Annotated in this window: 22 protein-coding genes and 1 tRNA gene; 9 read left to right on the forward strand and 14 right to left on the reverse strand. The window is 65.0% G+C overall.

The window, feature by feature from the left end; genetic code table 11:
- Window positions 1-18 precede the first annotated feature (18 nt).
- Genes XI02_RS25995 through XI02_RS26005 form a run of 3 tightly spaced genes read right to left on the reverse strand, consistent with a single transcriptional unit; the run spans window position 19 to window position 2,925 of the window.
- Window positions 19-1,191: an MFS transporter gene (locus XI02_RS25995; protein WP_026192868.1), complete on the reverse strand. Its 1,173-nt coding sequence runs from the start codon at window positions 1,189-1,191 to the stop codon at window positions 19-21.
- Window positions 1,191-2,561: an NAD(P)-binding domain-containing protein gene (locus XI02_RS26000; RefSeq protein ID WP_018272039.1), complete on the reverse strand. Its 1,371-nt coding sequence runs from the start codon at window positions 2,559-2,561 to the stop codon at window positions 1,191-1,193. The genes XI02_RS25995 and XI02_RS26000 overlap by 1 nt, the downstream gene beginning before the upstream one ends.
- A 46-nt stretch (window positions 2,562-2,607) precedes the next feature.
- On the reverse strand, window positions 2,608-2,925 hold the full coding sequence (locus XI02_RS26005; RefSeq protein ID WP_026192869.1) for a helix-turn-helix transcriptional regulator: 318 nt from the start codon (window positions 2,923-2,925) through the stop codon (window positions 2,608-2,610).
- A gap of 132 nt (window positions 2,926-3,057) precedes the next feature.
- Between XI02_RS26005 and XI02_RS26010 the strand changes: the two genes are divergently transcribed.
- The 4 genes from XI02_RS26010 to arsC are packed head-to-tail and all read left to right on the forward strand — an operon-like array spanning window position 3,058 to window position 5,404.
- Complete coding sequence (locus tag XI02_RS26010) at window positions 3,058-3,420, forward strand: helix-turn-helix transcriptional regulator (protein WP_016847441.1); 363 nt, start codon at window positions 3,058-3,060, stop codon at window positions 3,418-3,420.
- Complete coding sequence (locus XI02_RS26015) at window positions 3,413-3,940, forward strand: arsenate reductase ArsC (RefSeq protein ID WP_018272040.1); 528 nt, start codon at window positions 3,413-3,415, stop codon at window positions 3,938-3,940. The genes XI02_RS26010 and XI02_RS26015 overlap by 8 nt, the downstream gene beginning before the upstream one ends.
- 4 nt (window positions 3,941-3,944) lie before the next feature.
- Window positions 3,945-5,006 carry an ACR3 family arsenite efflux transporter gene (gene arsB, locus XI02_RS26020; protein ID WP_018272041.1) on the forward strand — a complete coding sequence of 354 codons (1,062 nt, stop codon included), beginning with the start codon at window positions 3,945-3,947 and terminating at the stop codon, window positions 5,004-5,006.
- Window positions 5,003-5,404 carry an arsenate reductase (glutaredoxin) gene (arsC, locus tag XI02_RS26025; protein ID WP_018272042.1) on the forward strand — a complete coding sequence of 134 codons (402 nt, stop codon included), beginning with the start codon at window positions 5,003-5,005 and terminating at the stop codon, window positions 5,402-5,404. The genes arsB and arsC overlap by 4 nt, the downstream gene beginning before the upstream one ends.
- A 621-nt stretch (window positions 5,405-6,025) precedes the next feature.
- Here arsC and XI02_RS26030 read toward each other — a convergent pair.
- Entirely contained in the window at window positions 6,026-6,346 is a 321-nt protein-coding gene (locus XI02_RS26030) for a DNA-binding transcriptional regulator (protein WP_018272043.1), read from the reverse strand.
- Window positions 6,347-6,473: 127 nt separating this feature from the next.
- Window positions 6,474-7,895: a magnesium transporter gene (gene mgtE, locus XI02_RS26035; protein WP_018272044.1), complete on the reverse strand. Its 1,422-nt coding sequence runs from the start codon at window positions 7,893-7,895 to the stop codon at window positions 6,474-6,476.
- A gap of 84 nt (window positions 7,896-7,979) precedes the next feature.
- On the opposite strand from mgtE, the gene XI02_RS26040 reads away from it, so the two are divergent.
- Together XI02_RS26040 and XI02_RS26045 are read left to right on the forward strand one after the other, a co-directional pair.
- Entirely contained in the window at window positions 7,980-8,795 is an 816-nt protein-coding gene (locus tag XI02_RS26040; RefSeq protein ID WP_018272045.1) for a polysaccharide deacetylase family protein, read from the forward strand.
- Between the two features lie 96 nt (window positions 8,796-8,891).
- A complete protein-coding gene (locus XI02_RS26045) occupies window positions 8,892-10,271 on the forward strand; it encodes a polysaccharide deacetylase family protein (protein ID WP_018272046.1) in 1,380 nt (459 codons plus the stop codon).
- Between the two features lie 41 nt (window positions 10,272-10,312).
- On the opposite strand, the gene XI02_RS26050 is transcribed toward XI02_RS26045, so the two are convergent.
- From XI02_RS26050 to XI02_RS26060, 3 genes are all read right to left on the reverse strand, one after another.
- The gene (locus tag XI02_RS26050) at window positions 10,313-10,594 is read right to left on the reverse strand and encodes a hypothetical protein (protein WP_370143546.1); all 282 of its coding nucleotides are present in this window, start codon (window positions 10,592-10,594) and stop codon (window positions 10,313-10,315) included.
- Window positions 10,595-10,850: 256 nt separating this feature from the next.
- Window positions 10,851-10,935: transfer RNA gene (locus XI02_RS26055), tRNA-Leu, on the reverse strand.
- Between the two features lie 93 nt (window positions 10,936-11,028).
- Complete coding sequence (locus XI02_RS26060; RefSeq protein ID WP_021080574.1) at window positions 11,029-11,274, reverse strand: FliM/FliN family flagellar motor switch protein; 246 nt, start codon at window positions 11,272-11,274, stop codon at window positions 11,029-11,031.
- A 60-nt stretch (window positions 11,275-11,334) separates the two neighbouring features.
- Here XI02_RS26060 and lipB point away from each other — a divergent pair, with 60 nt between their 5' ends.
- Complete coding sequence (lipB, locus tag XI02_RS26065) at window positions 11,335-12,063, forward strand: lipoyl(octanoyl) transferase LipB (protein ID WP_018272048.1); 729 nt, start codon at window positions 11,335-11,337, stop codon at window positions 12,061-12,063.
- A 3-nt stretch (window positions 12,064-12,066) separates the two neighbouring features.
- On the opposite strand, the gene XI02_RS26070 is transcribed toward lipB, so the two are convergent.
- Window positions 12,067-12,492: a 4-oxalocrotonate tautomerase family protein gene (locus XI02_RS26070; RefSeq protein WP_018272049.1), complete on the reverse strand. Its 426-nt coding sequence runs from the start codon at window positions 12,490-12,492 to the stop codon at window positions 12,067-12,069.
- Window positions 12,493-12,606: 114 nt separating this feature from the next.
- On the opposite strand from XI02_RS26070, the gene XI02_RS26075 reads away from it, so the two are divergent.
- Window positions 12,607-13,464 carry a LysR family transcriptional regulator gene (locus tag XI02_RS26075; RefSeq protein WP_018272050.1) on the forward strand — a complete coding sequence of 286 codons (858 nt, stop codon included), beginning with the start codon at window positions 12,607-12,609 and terminating at the stop codon, window positions 13,462-13,464.
- An 18-nt stretch (window positions 13,465-13,482) separates the two neighbouring features.
- Here the strand turns inward: XI02_RS26075 and XI02_RS26080 are convergent, their stop codons facing one another.
- Genes XI02_RS26080 through XI02_RS26100 form a run of 5 tightly spaced genes read right to left on the reverse strand, consistent with a single transcriptional unit; the run spans window position 13,483 to window position 16,603 of the window.
- Window positions 13,483-13,704 carry a hypothetical protein gene (locus tag XI02_RS26080; protein ID WP_172647828.1) on the reverse strand — a complete coding sequence of 74 codons (222 nt, stop codon included), beginning with the start codon at window positions 13,702-13,704 and terminating at the stop codon, window positions 13,483-13,485.
- Complete coding sequence (locus tag XI02_RS26085) at window positions 13,682-13,909, reverse strand: hypothetical protein (protein WP_172647827.1); 228 nt, start codon at window positions 13,907-13,909, stop codon at window positions 13,682-13,684. The genes XI02_RS26080 and XI02_RS26085 overlap by 23 nt, the downstream gene beginning before the upstream one ends.
- Window positions 13,910-13,920: 11 nt before the next feature.
- Complete coding sequence (locus XI02_RS26090; RefSeq protein WP_172647826.1) at window positions 13,921-15,357, reverse strand: TIGR01777 family oxidoreductase; 1,437 nt, start codon at window positions 15,355-15,357, stop codon at window positions 13,921-13,923.
- A complete protein-coding gene (locus XI02_RS26095; protein WP_016841399.1) occupies window positions 15,354-16,019 on the reverse strand; it encodes a DUF4166 domain-containing protein in 666 nt (221 codons plus the stop codon). Before XI02_RS26095 ends, XI02_RS26090 begins: the two co-directional genes overlap by 4 nt.
- Window positions 16,020-16,045: 26 nt before the next feature.
- Window positions 16,046-16,603: a GbsR/MarR family transcriptional regulator gene (locus XI02_RS26100; RefSeq protein ID WP_016841400.1), complete on the reverse strand. Its 558-nt coding sequence runs from the start codon at window positions 16,601-16,603 to the stop codon at window positions 16,046-16,048.
- A 235-nt stretch (window positions 16,604-16,838) separates the two neighbouring features.
- Between XI02_RS26100 and XI02_RS26105 the strand changes: the two genes are divergently transcribed.
- Entirely contained in the window at window positions 16,839-17,651 is an 813-nt protein-coding gene (locus tag XI02_RS26105; RefSeq protein WP_016841401.1) for a class I SAM-dependent methyltransferase, read from the forward strand.
- Window positions 17,652-17,655: the final 4 nt, after the last annotated feature.

Raw genomic sequence — 17,655 nt, forward strand, 5'->3', positions numbered from 1 at the left:
CGCCAGAATCGATGTGGATTATTCCGCAGGCGCCGACGAAGGCGCGGATTTGGTTCGCGGCAGCATGGCCAGGGCGATCAGCGCCGACAGGCTGAGCCCCGCCGACACCACGACCACGGCCCGTCCCATTGGTTCGATCAGCAGTCCGAACGCCAGCGGAGCAAGTGCCTGGCATATGCGCGACGGCGCCCCGATCAATCCTAGCCGATAGGCATAGTTCTCCGATCCGAAGATCGCGAGCGGCAGCGTTCCCCGCGCGATCGTCAGAATGCCGTTGCCGGCACCGTGCAGAAGAGCGAAGGCGGCCGCGGCTCCGCCGCCGAAGATGCCGATGACGCACGCCCCGATCGGATGGGTAAGGCAGGCAAGCCGTGTCGAGAGCAGCGGATGGAAACGACTGAGAAAGCCCGCCTCGAGAATACGCGCGGCGACCTGCGCCGGGCCGATCATCATGCCCGCGAACACGGCCTGTGCCGGCGTCGCCCCGAAGGCTTCCACGATCCGCGGCAGATGTGCCGCCATCGCCGACGTCACCGTCCAGGCGGCGGCAAAGGCGAATGAAAGCACCACCATGGTCCGATCGATCCGGATATGGGGCTTCACATGCAAAGCTTGGGATGAAGCCGCCCGTTCGGTGCGTGGCAGCAATAGATTGAGTGGCAGTCCGATAACGAGATGGGCAATCGCCCAGGCGTAGCAGGTCTCCCGCCAGCCAATCGTGGCGAGGCCCAGCGAACTCAGCGGCCAGCCGACCGTGCTGGCGAATCCCGCGATCAGCGTGATGCCCGTGATCGCGGCCCGCGCATCGTTGCCATAGATGCGTCCGAGCGTGCCGAACGCAGCGTCGTAGAGTCCGAGCCCCATGCCGATGCCGAGCAGCAGCCATGCCGCCGACATCGTCCACACCGACCCGGAGGCGCCGAGCAAGGCGAGCCCCGCTGCGAGGACGACGTTCGAGGCGCAGAGCACCTGCCGCCCGCCGACGCGATCGATCTGCCGGCCCACGCGCGGACCAAGCAGCCCGGAGATCACCAACGATGCGGAAAACGCCGCGAAGAACCAGTTGCTGGAAATCCCGAGATCGTGCGCGATCGGATCTGCGAGTATCGCGGGCAGATAGTAACTCGAACCCCAGGCAAGGGTCTGGGCCGTACCGAGCGCCGCAATGATCGTGAGTCGGCCGCGGTCCATCAGGAGCAGCCACAACCGGCGCGACCTGCCGCCTTGGCAGATGCGTCGTCCGCGCAGCAGGCGTCGGCTCCAGCTGGGGCCGGGCCGCCGCAGCAGCCGCTCGCAGCGCCTTCGCCCTCGACGCCTCCACGCGTACAAACGCCGGTCTCGGGCAATTCGAGCTCCACGCGTTCCGCCGCTTCGCGATCTCCCGCGATATCGGCGGCGATCGAGCGCACCTGTTCGTAGCCGGTGATCATCAGGAAGGTCGGCGCACGGCCGTAACTCTTGATGCCCGCGAGGTAGAAGCCGGGATCGTCCTGAACCAACTCCCGCGCTCCATGCGGACGTACCGTTCCGCAGGAATGCTCGTTCGGATCGATCAGGGGAGCCAATGCCAACGGCGCTTCGATTGCCGGATCGAGCCGCAGACGGACCTCGCCGAGGAACGACAGGTCGGGACGGAAGCCGGTCGCGACGACCAGTTCGTCGACAACGACACTGCGTCCGCAACAGGACGTGGCGGTCGCGATCCGGAGCCGCCCATCCAGACTGCCGATCGCGGCGACCGGAAAGCCCGCTTCGACCTGAACACGGCCCGAAGAGACCAGCGAAGCAAAGTGCACGCCCAGTTCGCCGCGGGCGACCAATTTGTCGTTCGCACCGCCGCCAAAGGCCTTTGCAGGGTTGCTGCCACGCAGCAGCCAGATCGGCCGCGTGCTCGGCACCTCCTCGGCCAGCTTCGTCAAATCGATCAGCGTGCCGATCGCTGAATGCCCGGCCCCCAGCACGGCAACTGCCCTGCCCGCATATCGGTCCCGATCCTTGCCGAGCACGTCAGGCATCCCATAGGCGATGTTCCGTTGGGCTTCGCGCTCGCCGATGGCGGCAAGCCCGTTGGCGCCCGCCGGGTTCGGCGACGTCCAGGTGCCGGAGCTGTCGATCACGGCATCTGCGTGCATCGTCTCGTGGCCCTTGCCGTTCTGATAGCGAATTTCGAACCGCGCCTTTTCCCGGTCCTTCGTCTTGGCCTTGTCAAAGCCGGCGCGCGAGATTGCGGTGACACGGCTGGATGTGCGGATCACGTCCTTGAGCGGTGTCCGGGTGGCGAGCGGAACGAGATACTGATCGAGCAGTTCGCCGCCGGTCGGGTACACGGTGGGATCGGGCCGATTCCAGCCGATGTCAGCAAGCAGCCGCGCGGCGGCTTGATTCACATTATACTCCCAGGGCGAGAACAGCTGGACGTGCTGCCATTGGCTCACCGCATGGCCGGCCTCGGCGCCAGCCTCCAGCACCACCGGCGTCATGTCGCGCTCCATCAAATGGGCCGCGGCGGCGAGGCCTACCGGCCCTGCTCCGATGATAGCGACCGTCTTTGCCGAGTTCATCGCTTTCTCCCATCTTTCTAGGATAATCGAATGATAATCCAAAAAATCAGGCGGCTGATTGCGCCGCGCCGCAGCCGGACTCCTCGATGCAGCATTCGGCGACGAGGAAATTCACCAGCGTCTGCATCGCATCGTACTCCGCGTGACAAACCAGCGTCGTGCCTTCGCGCTTCTGAGAGACAAGGCCTACCGAAACGAGCCCCTTCACGTGGTGCGACAGCGTGGACGCAGGAATCTTGAGCCGCTCCTGCAGGCGACCGACGGGCATGCCTGCATGGCCCGCACGGACGAGCGCTCGATAGATCTTGAGCCTCGTTGGATTGCCCAAGGCCTCAAGGCGCGCTGCTGCATCATCGATCTTCATGATCACATCATGCATCCACATTCCCACCGCGTCAATCGATATTTCTAGAATATTCGAAATATCCGGATGCATCGGTCGCACCGAACGCAAAATCCGGTTGACTCTCGGCAACATTTCCATAAATCTGGATATATGGAAACTGAAGTAGCCGTTCTGGCCCTCGCAGCCCTTTCGCAGTCGACCCGTCTGGAAGCATTCCGGGCGCTCGTCAAACACGAACCCGAGGGATTGGCCGCGGGCGATCTCGCCCGTCTCCTGGAAGTGCCCCAGAACACCTTGTCGGCTCATTTGTCGATCCTCACCCGGGCCCGCCTCGTCAGATCGCAGAGGCGGAGCCGATCAATCGTCTATCGCGCCAACCTGGACGAGTTTCGCAACGTCGCTGTGTTCCTGCTTCGTGATTGCTGCGACGGCCGGCCCGAGGTCTGCGCGCCAGTCGTCGAAAGCTTGCAACCGTGTTGCCCTCCGGCGCGAAAGGAGCGAAGCCGTGCCTGACCATCCGTACAACGTGCTGTTCCTCTGCACCGGCAATTCCGCGCGTTCGATCCTCGCAGAATCGATCCTGCGAAAAGATGGAGCCGGCCGCTTCAGAACCTTTTCTGCCGGGAGTTCTCCGAAGGGCGCGGTGCACCCGTTGGCGCTGCACACGCTCGAGAGCCTGAACTACCCGGTTGATGACATGCGCCCAAAGAGCTGGCTGGAATTCGCCGCTCCTGATGCGCCGGTGATGGATTTCGTCTTTACCGTCTGTGACAACGCCGCCGGCGAGGCCTGCCCGGTCTGGCCGGGTCAGCCGATGACTGCCCATTGGGGTATCGAAGACCCTGCCGAGGCCACGGGCACCGAGCTGGAAAAACAGGCGGCCTTCATGACTGCGTTCCGATACCTGAAGAACCGGATCGGCTTCTTCATCAACCTTCCACTGCGAAGCATCGACAAGCTCTCGCTGGGCACCAAGCTGCGCGAGATCGGGCGTTCCGAGGGCGCGACGTCCTCACGAAACGACGTGGCATGAAACAATGAACATCTTTGAAAAATACCTCACCCTTTGGGTCGCGCTCTGCATCGTGGCCGGCGTCGCACTTGGGCACATCATGCCCGGCTTCTTCGGCGCGGTCGCTTCCGCCGAGATCGCCAAGGTCAACCTGCCGGTCGCGATGCTCATCTGGCTAATGATCGTGCCGATGTTGCTCAAGATCGACTTCGGTTCGCTGGGCCGGGTTCGCGAGCACTGGCGGGGCGTCGGCGTCACGCTGTTCATCAACTGGGCCGTCAAGCCGTTCTCGATGGCGCTGCTGGGATCGTTCTTCATCGGCCACGTCTTTGCTCCCCTGCTCCCGCCCGGACAGATTTCGTCCTACATCGCGGGCCTGATCCTGCTCGCGGCTGCGCCCTGCACCGCGATGGTGTTCGTATGGTCCAACCTCTGCGAGGGCGAGCCTCACTACACGCTGAGTCAGGTCGCGCTGAATGATACGATCATGGTGTTCCTGTTCGCGCCGCTGGTGGGCCTCCTGTTAGGCGTCGCATCAATCACCGTTCCCTGGGGGACGCTACTGCTGTCAGTGGTCCTGTACATTGTGGTGCCCGTCGCCATCGCACAGGTCTGGCGGAGCGCGCTGCTGCGCAGCGGCAGCGGAGCATTCAACCGGACCATGCGTGTGCTGCAGCCGATCTCGCTCGTCGCGTTGCTTGCGACCCTCGTTTTGCTGTTCGGATTTCAAGGCGAGCAGATCATCAGGCAGCCGACCGTCATCGCAATTTTGGCGGTGCCGATCCTGATCCAGGTCTACCTCAATGCGGGGCTGGCCTATTGGCTGAGCCGGCGTTTCGGCGTCGCCTGGTGCGTGGCCGCTCCTGCGGCCCTGATCGGCGCCAGCAACTTCTTTGAACTCGCGGTGGCCGCCGCCATCAGTCTGTTCGGCCTTGATTCCGGAGCCGCGCTGGCGACGGTCGTGGGCGTTCTCGTTGAGGTCCCCGTGATGCTCTCGGTGGTTCGCATCGTCAAGGCAACGAGAGGCTGGTATGAAGCCGGAACTGGCGTCTCGGCACCGGTGTCAGCAATGGAGGCGCGTCAATGACCGTCACGATCTATCACAACCCGGATTGCGGCACCTCGCGCAACACGCTGGCGATGATCCGCCAGAGCGGCGCTGATCCCGTCGTCATCGAATATCTCAAGGCGCCGCCGTCACGCGAGACGCTCAAGGAGCTAATTACCACGATGAGAATGCCCGTGCGCTCCCTGCTGCGCGAGAAAGGAACGCCTTACAAGGAGCTCGGCCTGGACCAACCGAAATGGACGGACGAGGAGTTGATCGATTTCATGCTGGCGCATCCCATTCTCATCAACCGGCCGATCGTGGTGACGCCAAAAGGCGTGCGATTGTGCCGGCCATCGGAGGCCGTCATCGATCTTCTGGACTCACCGGTTGGACGGTTCGTGAAGGAAGACGGCGAAGTGGTAGCGGCGCGATGACGGGCTGATACGGCCGACGCAGCACCACTGGGTGCGACAATCGGCCCCGACGGGCAACTCAGCAAAACCTGTCAATCCTCGCGCGCGAAAATATTTCGCTTTATCCGAAGAACAACTCAGTGTATAGATGCACCCGTCTCACCCGATCGAGGGGCGCTGCGCATCGTCACGGGTGTTGCGGTGAGATGCGGTGGACGCGGCAAGCGCAACTGACGAGTGCGCATGACGCGGACGGTGAAATCGTGCAGGCCTGACGCCCTAGCGGCAGGTGTCTCTTCGCAGGACGTGAATGCGTCGTTGCGAAGACGGTGACAAAAAAGCCCAGTCTCACCGGGGAGAGCACGTATAAGCCGGAAGACCATCGCGCAGGGAAAGCCGGGTTGTATCCGGTTACACCTGTGGTCCTACCCCCGTGCTTTCTACCTTTTGCACGGGGCCCATGGGTGCGATCGGCACCCGGCTTTCCCTGCGCCCTCTGTTCAAGAGAGGGCGGAACGAAGAGCAAAGCTCGGACAAATCATGTCGCGAGAATGCGGAAGTTCGACTCACAGCCTTCGACTCACAGCCAGCGCAGTGCGCGATCAGTTGGTTGATACTGATGGCGAAGTACGCCCTACCCGCTCAAGCCGCCGTCGGCTCGCTCGACAACGCGGCGAACACCGTCTCCGGCGAATGGGCGATCACCGCAAGCAGCGCGCGGGCAGGTCCGCGCGGCGCGCGCTTGCCCTGCTCCCAGTTGCGGATGGTTTCCACCGGCACGCCGAGCTTGGCGGCGAATTCGAGCTGGGTGAGCCGGGCCCGGCGGCGCAGATCGCGTACGGCCGGCTGCGCGGCCGCAGGCTGCATCGCCGCCTGATCGGGATGTGCGGGCGCGAGCGGAATTTCCTGCCCGTCGCGCAATTCGACGATCCGTCCGTCCGCCTTGAGCCGCAACCGCTGCATGATGGCCCCCGTGATGGCCCCCTTGGAGATAGCGGCATCATCGATGAAGCGTGTTAAGTTCGGATTAACGGTAAGCGGCCCGGCGCGGCTCGCGCCCGAACCATGCGCCGCCCTGCCCGCGAGCGCGTTACTTGAGCCCGAACCACAGCGTGGCGATGCCGAGGAACGAGAAGAAGCCGACCACGTCGGTGACGGTCGTGACGAAGGTGCCGGAGGCGACCGCGGGGTCGGCCCGCACCCGTTCCAGCACCATCGGGATCAGGATGCCGCCGAGCGCGCCGGCCACCAGATTGCAGATGATCGCAAGTCCGATCACGATGCCGAGGCCGGGGATCTTGAACCAGGCCACCGCGGCGACGCCGGTGATGACGGCAAAGGCGATGCCGTTGACGAGCCCGACCATGGTCTCGCGCAGCACCACCCGCATCGCGTTGTACGGGCCGAGCTCGCGGGTGGCGAGCGCGCGCACCGCGACCGTCATGGTCTGGGTCGCGGCATTGCCGCCCTGGCTCGCCACGATCGGCGCCAGCACCGCAAGTGCCACCATCTTCTCGAGCTGGCCCTCGAACAGGCCGAGCACCGACGAGGCCAGGAACGCGGTGGCGAGATTGACCAAGAGCCAGTTGAAGCGGCCGCGGGCGATGGTCCACACCGTGTCGGACAGCTCTTCGTCGCTGGTGACGCCGCCGAGCGCCTTCAAGTCTTCGTCGGCCTCCTCCTCGATCACGTCGACGACGTCGTCGATGGTGATCACGCCGACCAGCCGGTCGGTGGTGTCGACCACGGGAGCTGCGACCAGGTTGTACTTGCCGAACACCCGCGCGACCTCTTCCTGGTCCTCCAGCGCGGAGACCCGGCGGCGGTCCTCGTCGATCAGGTCCTTGACCGGAACCGGGCGGCGCGTGCGCAGCAGCACGTCGAGCGGCACCGCGCCGAGCAAATGCTTGTCGGCGTCGACCACATAGATCTCGTAGAAGCGGTCAGGCAGATCCGGCGTGTCGCGCATGTAGTCGATCGCCTGCCCGACATTCCAATCCGGCGGCACCGCGATGAACTCGGTCTGCATCCGCCGGCCGGCGGAATTCTCCGGGTACAGCAGGCTGCGCTCGATGTCCTCGCGCTCGGCCGCCGGCAGCTTCTCCAGGATCTCTTCCTGGTCCTCCTCGTCGAGGCTCTCCAGGAGCTCGACGGCGTCGTCGGATTCGAGCTCGCGGACGCCTTCGGCAACCGTCTCCGGCTCAAGTTCCTCGAGGATCTCCTCGCGGACGGTCTCGTCGACCTCGTTGAGCGCCGAGAAGTCGAAATCGGTGCCGGTGATCTCGACCAGGGTGACGCGGTCGTCCGGCTCCAGCGCCGCGATCAGGTCGCCGAGATCGGCCTCGTGCAGTTCCGCCACCACCTCGCACAGCAGTGGCCGGTCGGCGGCGTGGATGGCCCGGGTGATCGCCGCGACGAATTCGCCGCGGAGCTCGCCCTCCTCGTTCCGCATCGGCATCCGGGCCAGCGGATCGGCCTCGGCGGGTTCGGCAACGTCGAAATTCTCGGCCATGCCGTGTTTCGCCGGTTTGACAGGAGGGGAAAAACTGGTTGGATGAGTGCGGAACGGATTACCTAATCGGTGGGGCCCAGTGCAATGAGAAAGATGTCGAGCGCACCGCGACCGCTCCGGAAGGCTTTCGCGGCGCTGGTCGCGCTCGCGCCTGTTGCGCTGTTCGGCTCGGCGCACGCCGCCGAATGCCAGCGCAAGGACGCGCTCGGTACCTCACGTGTGCTCGAGGTCGACCCCGCGACCTATCCGCGCGTCGGGCTGAAGAGCTTTCCGCAGACCCTGCCGCTCAGGGATGGCGAAGTCGTGCTGACCTTCGACGACGGACCGACGCCGGGGGTCACCGACAAGGTGCTGACAGCGCTGGCGGCCGAATGCGTCCAGGCCACCTTTTTCATGGTCGGCCGCAACGCGGCCGATCATCCCGATATGGTCCGCAAGATCGCGCGCCTCGGCCACACCATCGGCTATCACAGCTGGGACCATCCGCATCTCAACAGGATGCCGACGGATCAGGCCGAGGCGAACATCAACTTGGGGATCGAAGCGGTCCAGAAGGCCCTGCGCGGGACCGCGAGCACGATTCCGAGCACGCCGTTCTTCCGGTTCCCCTATTTCGAGTCGACGCCCGCCCTGCTCGGCCACCTGGAAAAGCGCGGTATTGCGGTGTTCGGAGCTGATTTCTGGGCCAGCGATTGGAACAAGATGGCCCCCGAGGAGGAACTCAAGCTGCTTACCGGGCGGCTCGAAGGCCACCGCAAGGGAATTATCCTGCTGCATGACCCGCAAATGCGGACGGCCGAGATGCTGCCCGCCTTCTTGAGGTACCTGCAGGAGCATAATTACCACGTCGTCCACATCGTCCCGGCGGCGATGAAAACCGTGTCCGACCGGACACATTGAACCCGGGACCCTAGGTGGATTACAGACCGTTAAGGCGGCATTCATGGCGCCGCACCTAAGGATTCGTCAGTGCGTTTGGAATGCGGCCGAGATTCGATGATTGCAAACGTCCTGGTGATGATCCGGAAGCGGTCGCGGACCGTGGTCCGTGCGGCGCTGCTGGGCTGCGGCTTGATGACGCCGTACGCTGCCCTCGCCGCAGACTGCCCTAACCCCAACGCACTCGGCACTTCGCGGACCCTCGTCGTCGATCCCAAGGAGCATCCCCGGATCGGCACCATGCAGTATCCGGAGACCTTGCCGCTCGCCGATCACGAAGTGGTACTGACCTTCGACGACGGGCCGCTGCCGAAATACAGCAACCAGGTGCTGGCCATTCTCGCCAGCCAGTGCGTCAAGGCGACCTTCTTCACCATCGGCTCCCAGGCCCGGTTTAATCCAGAGGGCGTGCGCAAGCTGATCGCGGCCGGCCATACCGTCGGCACGCACAGCCAGAACCATCCGCTGACGATGAACAAGATGCCGCTCGAGAAGGTGCGGCAGGAGGTCGACGACGGCATCGCCTCGACGCTCGCCGCCCTCAATGGCGACAAGAGCAAGCTCGCGCCGTTCTTCCGGATTCCCGGCCTGATGCGCGCCGAGATCCCGGAGGCCTATCTGGCGTCCCAGGGCATCCAGGTCTGGAGCGCCGACTTCCCCGCGGACGACTGGCGCCACATCTCGCCGCAGCGGGTCTATGACCTCGCGATCCAGCGGATCGAAGCCAAGCGCAAGGGCATCCTGCTGCTGCACGACATCCAGCCGCGCACCGTTGCGGCGCTGCCGCGCATCCTCAACACGCTGAAGGAGCGCGGCTACCGGATCGTTCATGTCGTGCCCGCAACGCCCGATCGCCCGGCGACGCCGACCCAGCCGCAGCAATGGTACCTGCATCCACCGACCGAGACGGTGGCGACCACGCGCTGGCCCAAAATTCCGAACTTCGTGTTCACCGCGACGCGGGCGCTGCCTGCCCCGGTGCTTGCCGACATGGATTGGCGCGATGCCGACATCCTCGACCACGCACAGCGCACCCGGGTCGCGATGCCCGTCCGCACGCTGTGGCCGCAGCCGCAGCTTGCGCGGTTCGCATCGGTCTCGACATTGCCGGTCCCGGCGTCCGACGTGTTCCGCGTTCCCGAAGCGCTCGACCTGACCTTGCTCGCGGCCCGATCGACGGCCAATCGCCGCCTGGCGCAGCGCGCGGCCGTAGGCGCTGGCGTACCGCGCGCGCAGGCGTTCTCCGCGCGCCAGGCCGGGCATCCGAAGCACGCCGCGCATCAGGCGCCCGCCGCGGCGCACGGCAGAGCGCACGGCGCCCCCTTGCATGTCGCGCCGCCGGCCGCGGACAATGCTTCAGTCCACGTCGCCAATAATTTGAAGAAGCGCACGCCGCGCGCCGAGGCGGCGGCGGCCGGCAAGCGCGTGCCCGATTGACGTGATCTAGCTGGCCATGATCTTGGCGACGCAGAGCAGGATCACCAGCGCCAGGAAGAAGATGTCGATATAGGATTTGATCTCGCCGGCATGCCTGAGCACAGTGACATTGGCCGCCGCGTCTCACCCACCAGGCGCTCGATGCGCTGGAAGAAATAGAACGAGCGCAGGCCGGAAAAGGCGTGCATCGCCGCATAGACCAGGATCAGGATCGCGACCGTCGCGCGCTGCTCGTCCTTCTCCAGAAGGTTCAGCGTGAAATAGACCAGCCCCAGAAACACGAAGTTGGAGATGACACGGTAGGCGTAGCTGGCAAAGATCATCAGGCGCTCCGGGTGGGGCAGGCTTGCGGCCGCGTAATCGGGGGAAAGCGGCCGGCTTCGGTCGGCAACACCAAACCGGTAAGGCCATGCATCCGCGAATCTACCTGACCGGTGTTACATGACCGCATCGACCGGCACCTCCACGTCACGCGCCTCCTCTCGTCGGACCTGCCCCCCCCCCCGAGGCACGGGCCGGCATAGCCGGCGAGCGGCCATGCTCCGAAAAGTCCAGCGATTTCAAGGATCAGCTGAGGTGTGGTGCGCTCGGAGGGACTCGAACCCCCACGGTGTTACCCACTGCCACCTCAAGGCAGCGCGTCTACCAATTCCGCCACGAGCGCTTGGGATACCGGATGGAACCCCGAAGGCACCGCCGGATCGACGGGGCCATGTAACAAATCACGGATGCAGGGACAAGGCGATTAATGCGGGAATTAACTGCGAACGCCGGGAGATTTCGGCAGCATTTGCTTGACCTCGACCGCAATCCGGTTTCGGTCGACCAAGACCACGCCGCTGGCCACCGGCAGGTTGTTGGCGAGGATCTTGACCTCGTCGGCCTCGGTGGCATCGAGTTCGATGATGGCGCCGCGGGATAGCCGCATGACCTGGTGAATCGGCATCGTGGTGGTGCCGAGGACCACCATGAGATCAACGCTGACTTTATCGAGGGTGGGCACTTCTGGACCGCCAACGGGGAACTAGATTGTGGGTTCACCTGACCACGTTAGGGTTAGCTAATGGTTAACGACCGCCAGAGCCTCGATTTGACGACCTTTGCGCGCCCTTCGGGCGGCGAAGCGGTCGAATGGCGGGTTTCGGACCGCGCGGTGCCCTACCCCGATTCGCTCGCCGCAATGGATGACCGGGTGGCGAAGATCGCGGCGGGCTCGGCTCCCGAACTGGTATGGCTGCTCGAGCACCCGCCGCTCTATACCTCCGGCACCAGCGGCAAGGCCGACGATTTGCTCGCGCCGCGCTTTCCGACCTTCCAGAGCGGCCGCGGCGGCCAGGTCACCTATCACGGCCCGGGCCAGCGCGTCGCCTATGTGATGCTCGACCTCAAGCGGCGCCGGCCCGATGTGCGCGCCTATGTCGCTTCGCTGGAGGAATGGATCATCCGCACCCTCGCCGCCTTCAACGTCCGCGGCGAGCGCCGCGAGGACCGCGTCGGGGTCTGGGTACGGCGCCCAGACAAGGGACCGGGCCATGAGGACAAGATCGCCGCGATCGGGGTGCGGCTGCGCCGCTGGGTCTCGTTCCACGGCATCGCGATCAATGTCGAGCCTGATCTATCGCACTTCCAGGCCATCGTGCCCTGCGGCGTGGTCGATCCGCGCTACGGCGTCACCTCGCTGGTCGATCTCGGATTGCCGGTCACGATGGCCGATGTCGACATCGCGCTCCGGCAGGCCTTTTCCGCGGTGTTCGGCGATAGCGCAGCGCGCCTGCCGGAAGCGACGTCATAGGCTTCACGCCGCGTTCTGCGGCACGATCTCGAGCTTGCCGGCGATATAGCGGCGCTCCTGGGTGAGGCCGCCGAAGCCGTAGGCATCGCCCTTCACCTCGTCGACATGGGCGTAGCTCTCGGTGTGGAGCGGCCCGAGCAGTTCGCCCATCCGCTTGAACAGTGCCGCGAGATAGGTCGCCTTCTCGTCCTTGGTGTTGGTGCCCTCGGTGACGTGGATGTCGAGCCAGTAGCTCGCAAGCCCCTGCTCGGCCAGCGACTTGCCGCCGGCGAACCAGTCGGCGGCGTCGGCGGACTTCACGATAACAGCAGTGACCTTGGGATCCTTGTGCAGAATCCCGGCGGTCAACTCCGACACCGCGGCGGCGATGTCGGACTTCAGCGACGGCCTCTCACGGGACGTCGCATAGGTGACGGTGATGAGGGGCATGTTCGGTCTCCTTGAACTTGGTTGGCGCGGTCAATCGCGCGCCCTCTAGCTAGACCTTTGCGCATCATCTTGGTATCTTATCAAGCTGGATAGCAATGATAACGATCATTGATCATGACGACGACGCTCGACATCGACACCGTGCAGGCCTTCCTCCTCGTCGCCGAGCTGCAGGGCTTCACCCGGGCAGCCGAAGCACTCGGCACCACGCAGGCGGCGATCAGCATGAAATTGCAGCGGCTCGAAACGGTGCTCGGCAAGCGGCTGGTCGAGCGCTCGCCGCGCGCGGTGCGGCTGACCGCCGACGGCGCGGCCTTCCTGCACCACGCCCGCGCGCTGATCGAGGTGCATGATCGCGCGCTGGCCGGCGAGAAACCGGCGCGCCAGCAGCTCACGCTCGGGATCAGCGATCACGCCGCGGGCCCGGAGCTGGTGCCGCTGCTGGAGCGGCTGCACGCGATGGCCTCCCAGCTTGCCCTCTCCGTGACCATCGGCTTCTCGCGCGAAATGCTCGATGCCTACGATGGCGGCGAGCTCGACGCCGTGATCGTGCGCCAGGAAGGCAGCCGGCGCGGCGGCGAGAAACTGACCGAGGACGAATTCGGCTGGTTCGCCGCCAAACGCTTCGTCTGGCCGCGCGGCGATGCGTTGCCGCTGGCAACGCTGGCGCCGCCCTGCGGCGTGCGCGCCCTCGCCGTGCGCGCGCTGGACAAGGCCGGCATCGCGTGGACCGAAAGCTTCGTCGGCGGCGGCGTCACCGCGGTGGTGGCGGCCGCGCTTGCAGGGCTGGCCGTCGCGCCCCTCGTCCGCCGCATCGCGCCGCCGGGCCTGGTCGATATCGGCCCTGCCCACAAGCTACCTCGGCTCGGCACGTCGAAGGTGATGCTGCATTCGAAGGTCGGCGATCCCGCCAAGCTCGCGGCACTCAGGACGCTGGCTGCGACGTTTCGGAGCGTGGCCTCGGCAGCATAGGTTGAACATCGTAGCGGTTCACATCGAGTCTTCGCCTGCCGCCAGTTCGCACATCACGAACCAGTAGGTCAGGCCGGCAACAAACCCGGCCACGACGAACAGGCAAACCAGTCCGGATGTCCAGACAGCCAGGGATCGTAGAAGGACAGTGATGCACAACGCGCCGATCGCCGCGCCTGCGCAGGCGAAAAATCCCGCGGCTCGGATATGGAACTCCTCAGTGAACCAGACGACGATCACAGTGGGAATTGCTGTGAGCAGACAAGTGATGATGAAGACCGCGGCCGACGGAGGGCAACATCACGACGATGCCGTAGAGCAGCCGCGCGACATCGCCGTGCGACGTCATCATCAGAATGGTTTGACCGACGGCGGAAATCACCGCCGTCGCGGCGCCACAGCCCGCAAGCCAACCTCCGAATGCACGGGAACAGGTGCTGCACATCCGGGGCCTCCTCACAAGATCGCATCGAACGCGCTGCGCAGGGTTTCGTGCCGGAACACAAAGCCGTTGCTCAGCGCCTTGTTCGGCAGCACGCGCTGGCCGCCGAGCAGGAGCTCGTCGGCGAAGTCGCCGCCAACGGCACGGAGCAGCGCCGCCGGCACGCGGAAGATCGCCGGCCGGTGCAGACGGCGTCCGAGCTCCTCGGTGAATTTCGTGTTGGTCACCGGGATCGGCGCGGTCGCGTTGACAGGACCGGACAGTTCGGGTCTCGCAATCACATGCGCGATCAGGCGCACGAGGTCGTCGCGCTCGATCCACGACATCCACTGCTTGCCCGAGCCGAGCGGGCCGCCGAGCCCGAACTCGAACGGCGTCAGCATCCGCGTGATGAAGCCGCCATCGGTGCCGACCACGAGACCGATCCGCAAATATGCCACGCGCACGCCGTGATCCGCGGCCGGCTTGGCCGCATTCTCCCAGGCCTCGCACAATTCGTGACTGAAGCAGGCGTGGGATTTCGCCGACTCGGTCAGCACCTGGTCCTGCCAGAGTCCGTACCAGCCGATCGCGGAGCCGCTCACGAGTACCGACGGCTTGCGTTCGAGGCGCGCGATCAGCTTGATCACGTCAGACGTCATGTCGATACGTGAGGCGATGATCTTGCGGCGCTTGGCCTCGGTCCACAGGCCGTTGCCGATCGGCTCGCCCGCGAGATTGACGATGGCGTCGATCCCGGAGTCGGCGGGCAATTGGTCAAGGCTCGTGATCAGCGTCACCGGCGGCGGCAGCATGTCGGCCTTTGCCGGATTGCGGATCAACGCAATCACCTGATGGCCGGATATGGTGAGGCTCGCCACCAGGCGGCTGCCGATGAAGCCGGTCGCGCCGGTGACGAGCACGGTCTGCCGCGCCGGCAATTTCTCGACCAGCGTCGCGGCCGGCACGCTGGCCATTCGTCCGAGGCGTCTGGCCGCGGCAAAGTCGCGCGCGCCGAACAGCGCGGCGCCGAAGGCCGCAGCGGTCGCGAACAGGGTTAGCGGACCCGCATAGGCCGGCGCGACGGCGGTCGGCAGCATCGCCCAGCCGATCAGGACCGGCACCAGCAGCACGAGGATGGCGCCGTAGTTGATCGCCAGCAGCGTGTGATTGATCCGCTCGCTCGACGGCAGCTTTCGGCTCAGATCCTCCTCGACGAAATCCATCAAGGTGATGACGACCTCGACGACGAGGACGGCCATGATGGCGATCGCTAGAATGCCGTGCACCTCCAGCCAGCCGAGCACGAGGAACACCAGCGCATAGAGCATGTTGCGCACGCCGTGCAGCTGGAGCTCGTGGCGCTGCGAAGGACGCCAGGCCAGCCGCTCGGTGAATTCGTGGTGATAGAACGTATCGAATGCGCCCATCGCAATCTGGATGGCGACAAGCGTCCAAAGCAGCGGCGTCATGGCGTGGCCTCCCTGAACACAGCGGACTGACGGATCAGCCGGCCGAAACGCGGGTGGATGATCTCCAGCGTGAAGCGGAAGTCGCCGCAGCCGAGATCGGAATGGGTCACGGTGAGATCGCCGGGTGTGAGCCATTCGGGCAGCGGCATCCGAAACGGGCCGAGCTGCAGCGAATAGCCGACGCTGCGAAACACCAGCGCCTCGTGCTCGACCGCGATCCGCAGCGCCATGCTGACACCGAAGCCGACATATTCCTCGAGCCCGGTGGACCCGGCAAAACGCTTGGCGGAATGAATCACCTGCGGAAAGCCGTCGCGGCGCGCGCAGATGCGGGTCCAGACCTGGCCGCCGCTGGCCGCGTCCTCGGTGACGGTGACGATCATCGGCACGCGCGTTTCGGTGCCGGTCGGGAACGGCCCGCCGATCAGCCGCGCGGCCTGCGCCAGCCACCAGCCGATGCGGCTGCACGAGGCCTCCTCGACCTCGCCGACATAGACGACGGTGTTGCCGTCTTCAAACCGTTTCGAGAAGCGCCGCCAGATGGCAACCGGCAGGCGGCCCCAATCCTCGTCCGACAGCAATGCGCGGAAGCGATGGTCGTCGAGCAGCTTGGTATCGGAAGCCGGCGCTGTCTTTAAGGTGGATATCCTTGCTGACGCCATCGCACACTCTCGTTACGCCGCCGCCTTTATTTGACTCTGCCTGTCGGCAGGAAACTCACGATCTTCTCGCCGAGCTTGATCAGCGCGACCAGGCGCGGCCGCGGCACGTTCAGCATCTGCGTGTACCAGCGGTCGACAAGCTCGGTGAATGTCAGCATCTCCTTCAGCCGCTTGCTCGCGAGCGGGCTGATGGCCGGATCGCCGGCCGCGTCGGAGACGCAGGCGCGCAACGCTGCGAGCGCGGGATCGATTTCGCGCTCCTTGCGTCCCGCCGCGATCTTGGCCGCGACCTCCCAGATGTCGGTCTCGGCCTCGAAGTGGTCGCGGCGGTCGCCAAGGATCGGCACTCGCCGGATCAATCCCCAGGACAAGAGCTCCTTGATCGAGTTGGAGACGTTGGAGCGCGCCATGCCGAGGGTGTCGGCAATGTCCTCTGCCGTCATCGGCGCTTCGGCGAGGTAGAGCAACCCGTGGATCTGGCTCACCGAGCGGTTGACGCCCCATTCGTCGCCCATGTCGCCCCAATGCAGGATGAAGCGCTCGACGACGGCAGGAAGTTTTTTCTTGGCGGTTATTTCTGTCATGACAGAAATATCAGATCATTCGGAGCAGAAGTCAAGGCTGACCTGCGTTCAACGAAAGCGCAGGAGGCATGGCAGGTCTCCTGACCTATCCGACGCCCCCCCCCCCGCGAATACCATTCGTTACAGGTGAGGAGTTTTCCTTTGTGACCCCCGAGCTCCTCGTCCAAGCTGATCCGGGTGGATGATTGAGCCGTGCACCGGGTTGCCCGCGTCGCGGCCGCAAGGGAGATTGCGCATGCCGGCGTCCGACAAGGAGTTCGTTGGGTCCATTCCGGAGCTCTACGACCGGCTCCTCGTGCCGATGATTTTCGAACCCTACGCACGCGATCTGGCGCAACGCGCCAAGGTTCTTGGCCCGCGCGACCTGCTTGAGACGGCAACCGGCACCGGCGCCGTCACTCGCGCGCTGGCGTCCGCGCTCGGCAGCGACACCAGGATCGTGGCGACCGACCTGAATGAACCGATGCTCGAACGAGCGAAGTCACAGATGCCGGGCGGGACCGCCATCACGTGGCGGCAGGCCGACGCTCTGAACCTGCCGTTCGACAATGCGAGCTTCGACGTCGTCGCCTGCCAATTCGGCGCGATGTTCTTCCCCGACAAACCCAAGGGTTATTCGGAGGCGCGCCGTGTGCTGAAGCCGGGCGGCCGTTTCCTGTTCAGCATGTGGGGTCGCATCGAAGACAACGAGTTTGCCGACGTGGTGACCCAGGCATTGGCGGAGGTCTTTCCGGCCGATCCGCCGCGCTTCCTGGCGCGCACGCCTTATGGCCACTACGCGGCCGACCCGATCCGCGCCGACCTTGCAGCCGCGGGCTTCAGCAAGATCGAGATCGACGATGTTCAGCTGCAAAGCCGGGCCAATGCGCCTCATGATCCTGCGATCGGCTTTTGCCAGGGATCACCATTGCGCGGCGAGATCGAGGCGCGCGGCGGTGTCGGCCTTGATGCTGCGACCGAGCACGCCGCGTCGGCGCTTGCCCGCCGCTTCGGCAGCGGCGCGATCGAAGGCCGGATTCAAGCGCTGGTGATCTCGGCGGTCGCGTGATGCC

Origin of the sequence: Bradyrhizobium sp. CCBAU 21365, assembly GCF_015291305.1 — a bacterium.
Lineage (GTDB): Bacteria > Pseudomonadota > Alphaproteobacteria > Rhizobiales > Xanthobacteraceae > Bradyrhizobium > Bradyrhizobium elkanii.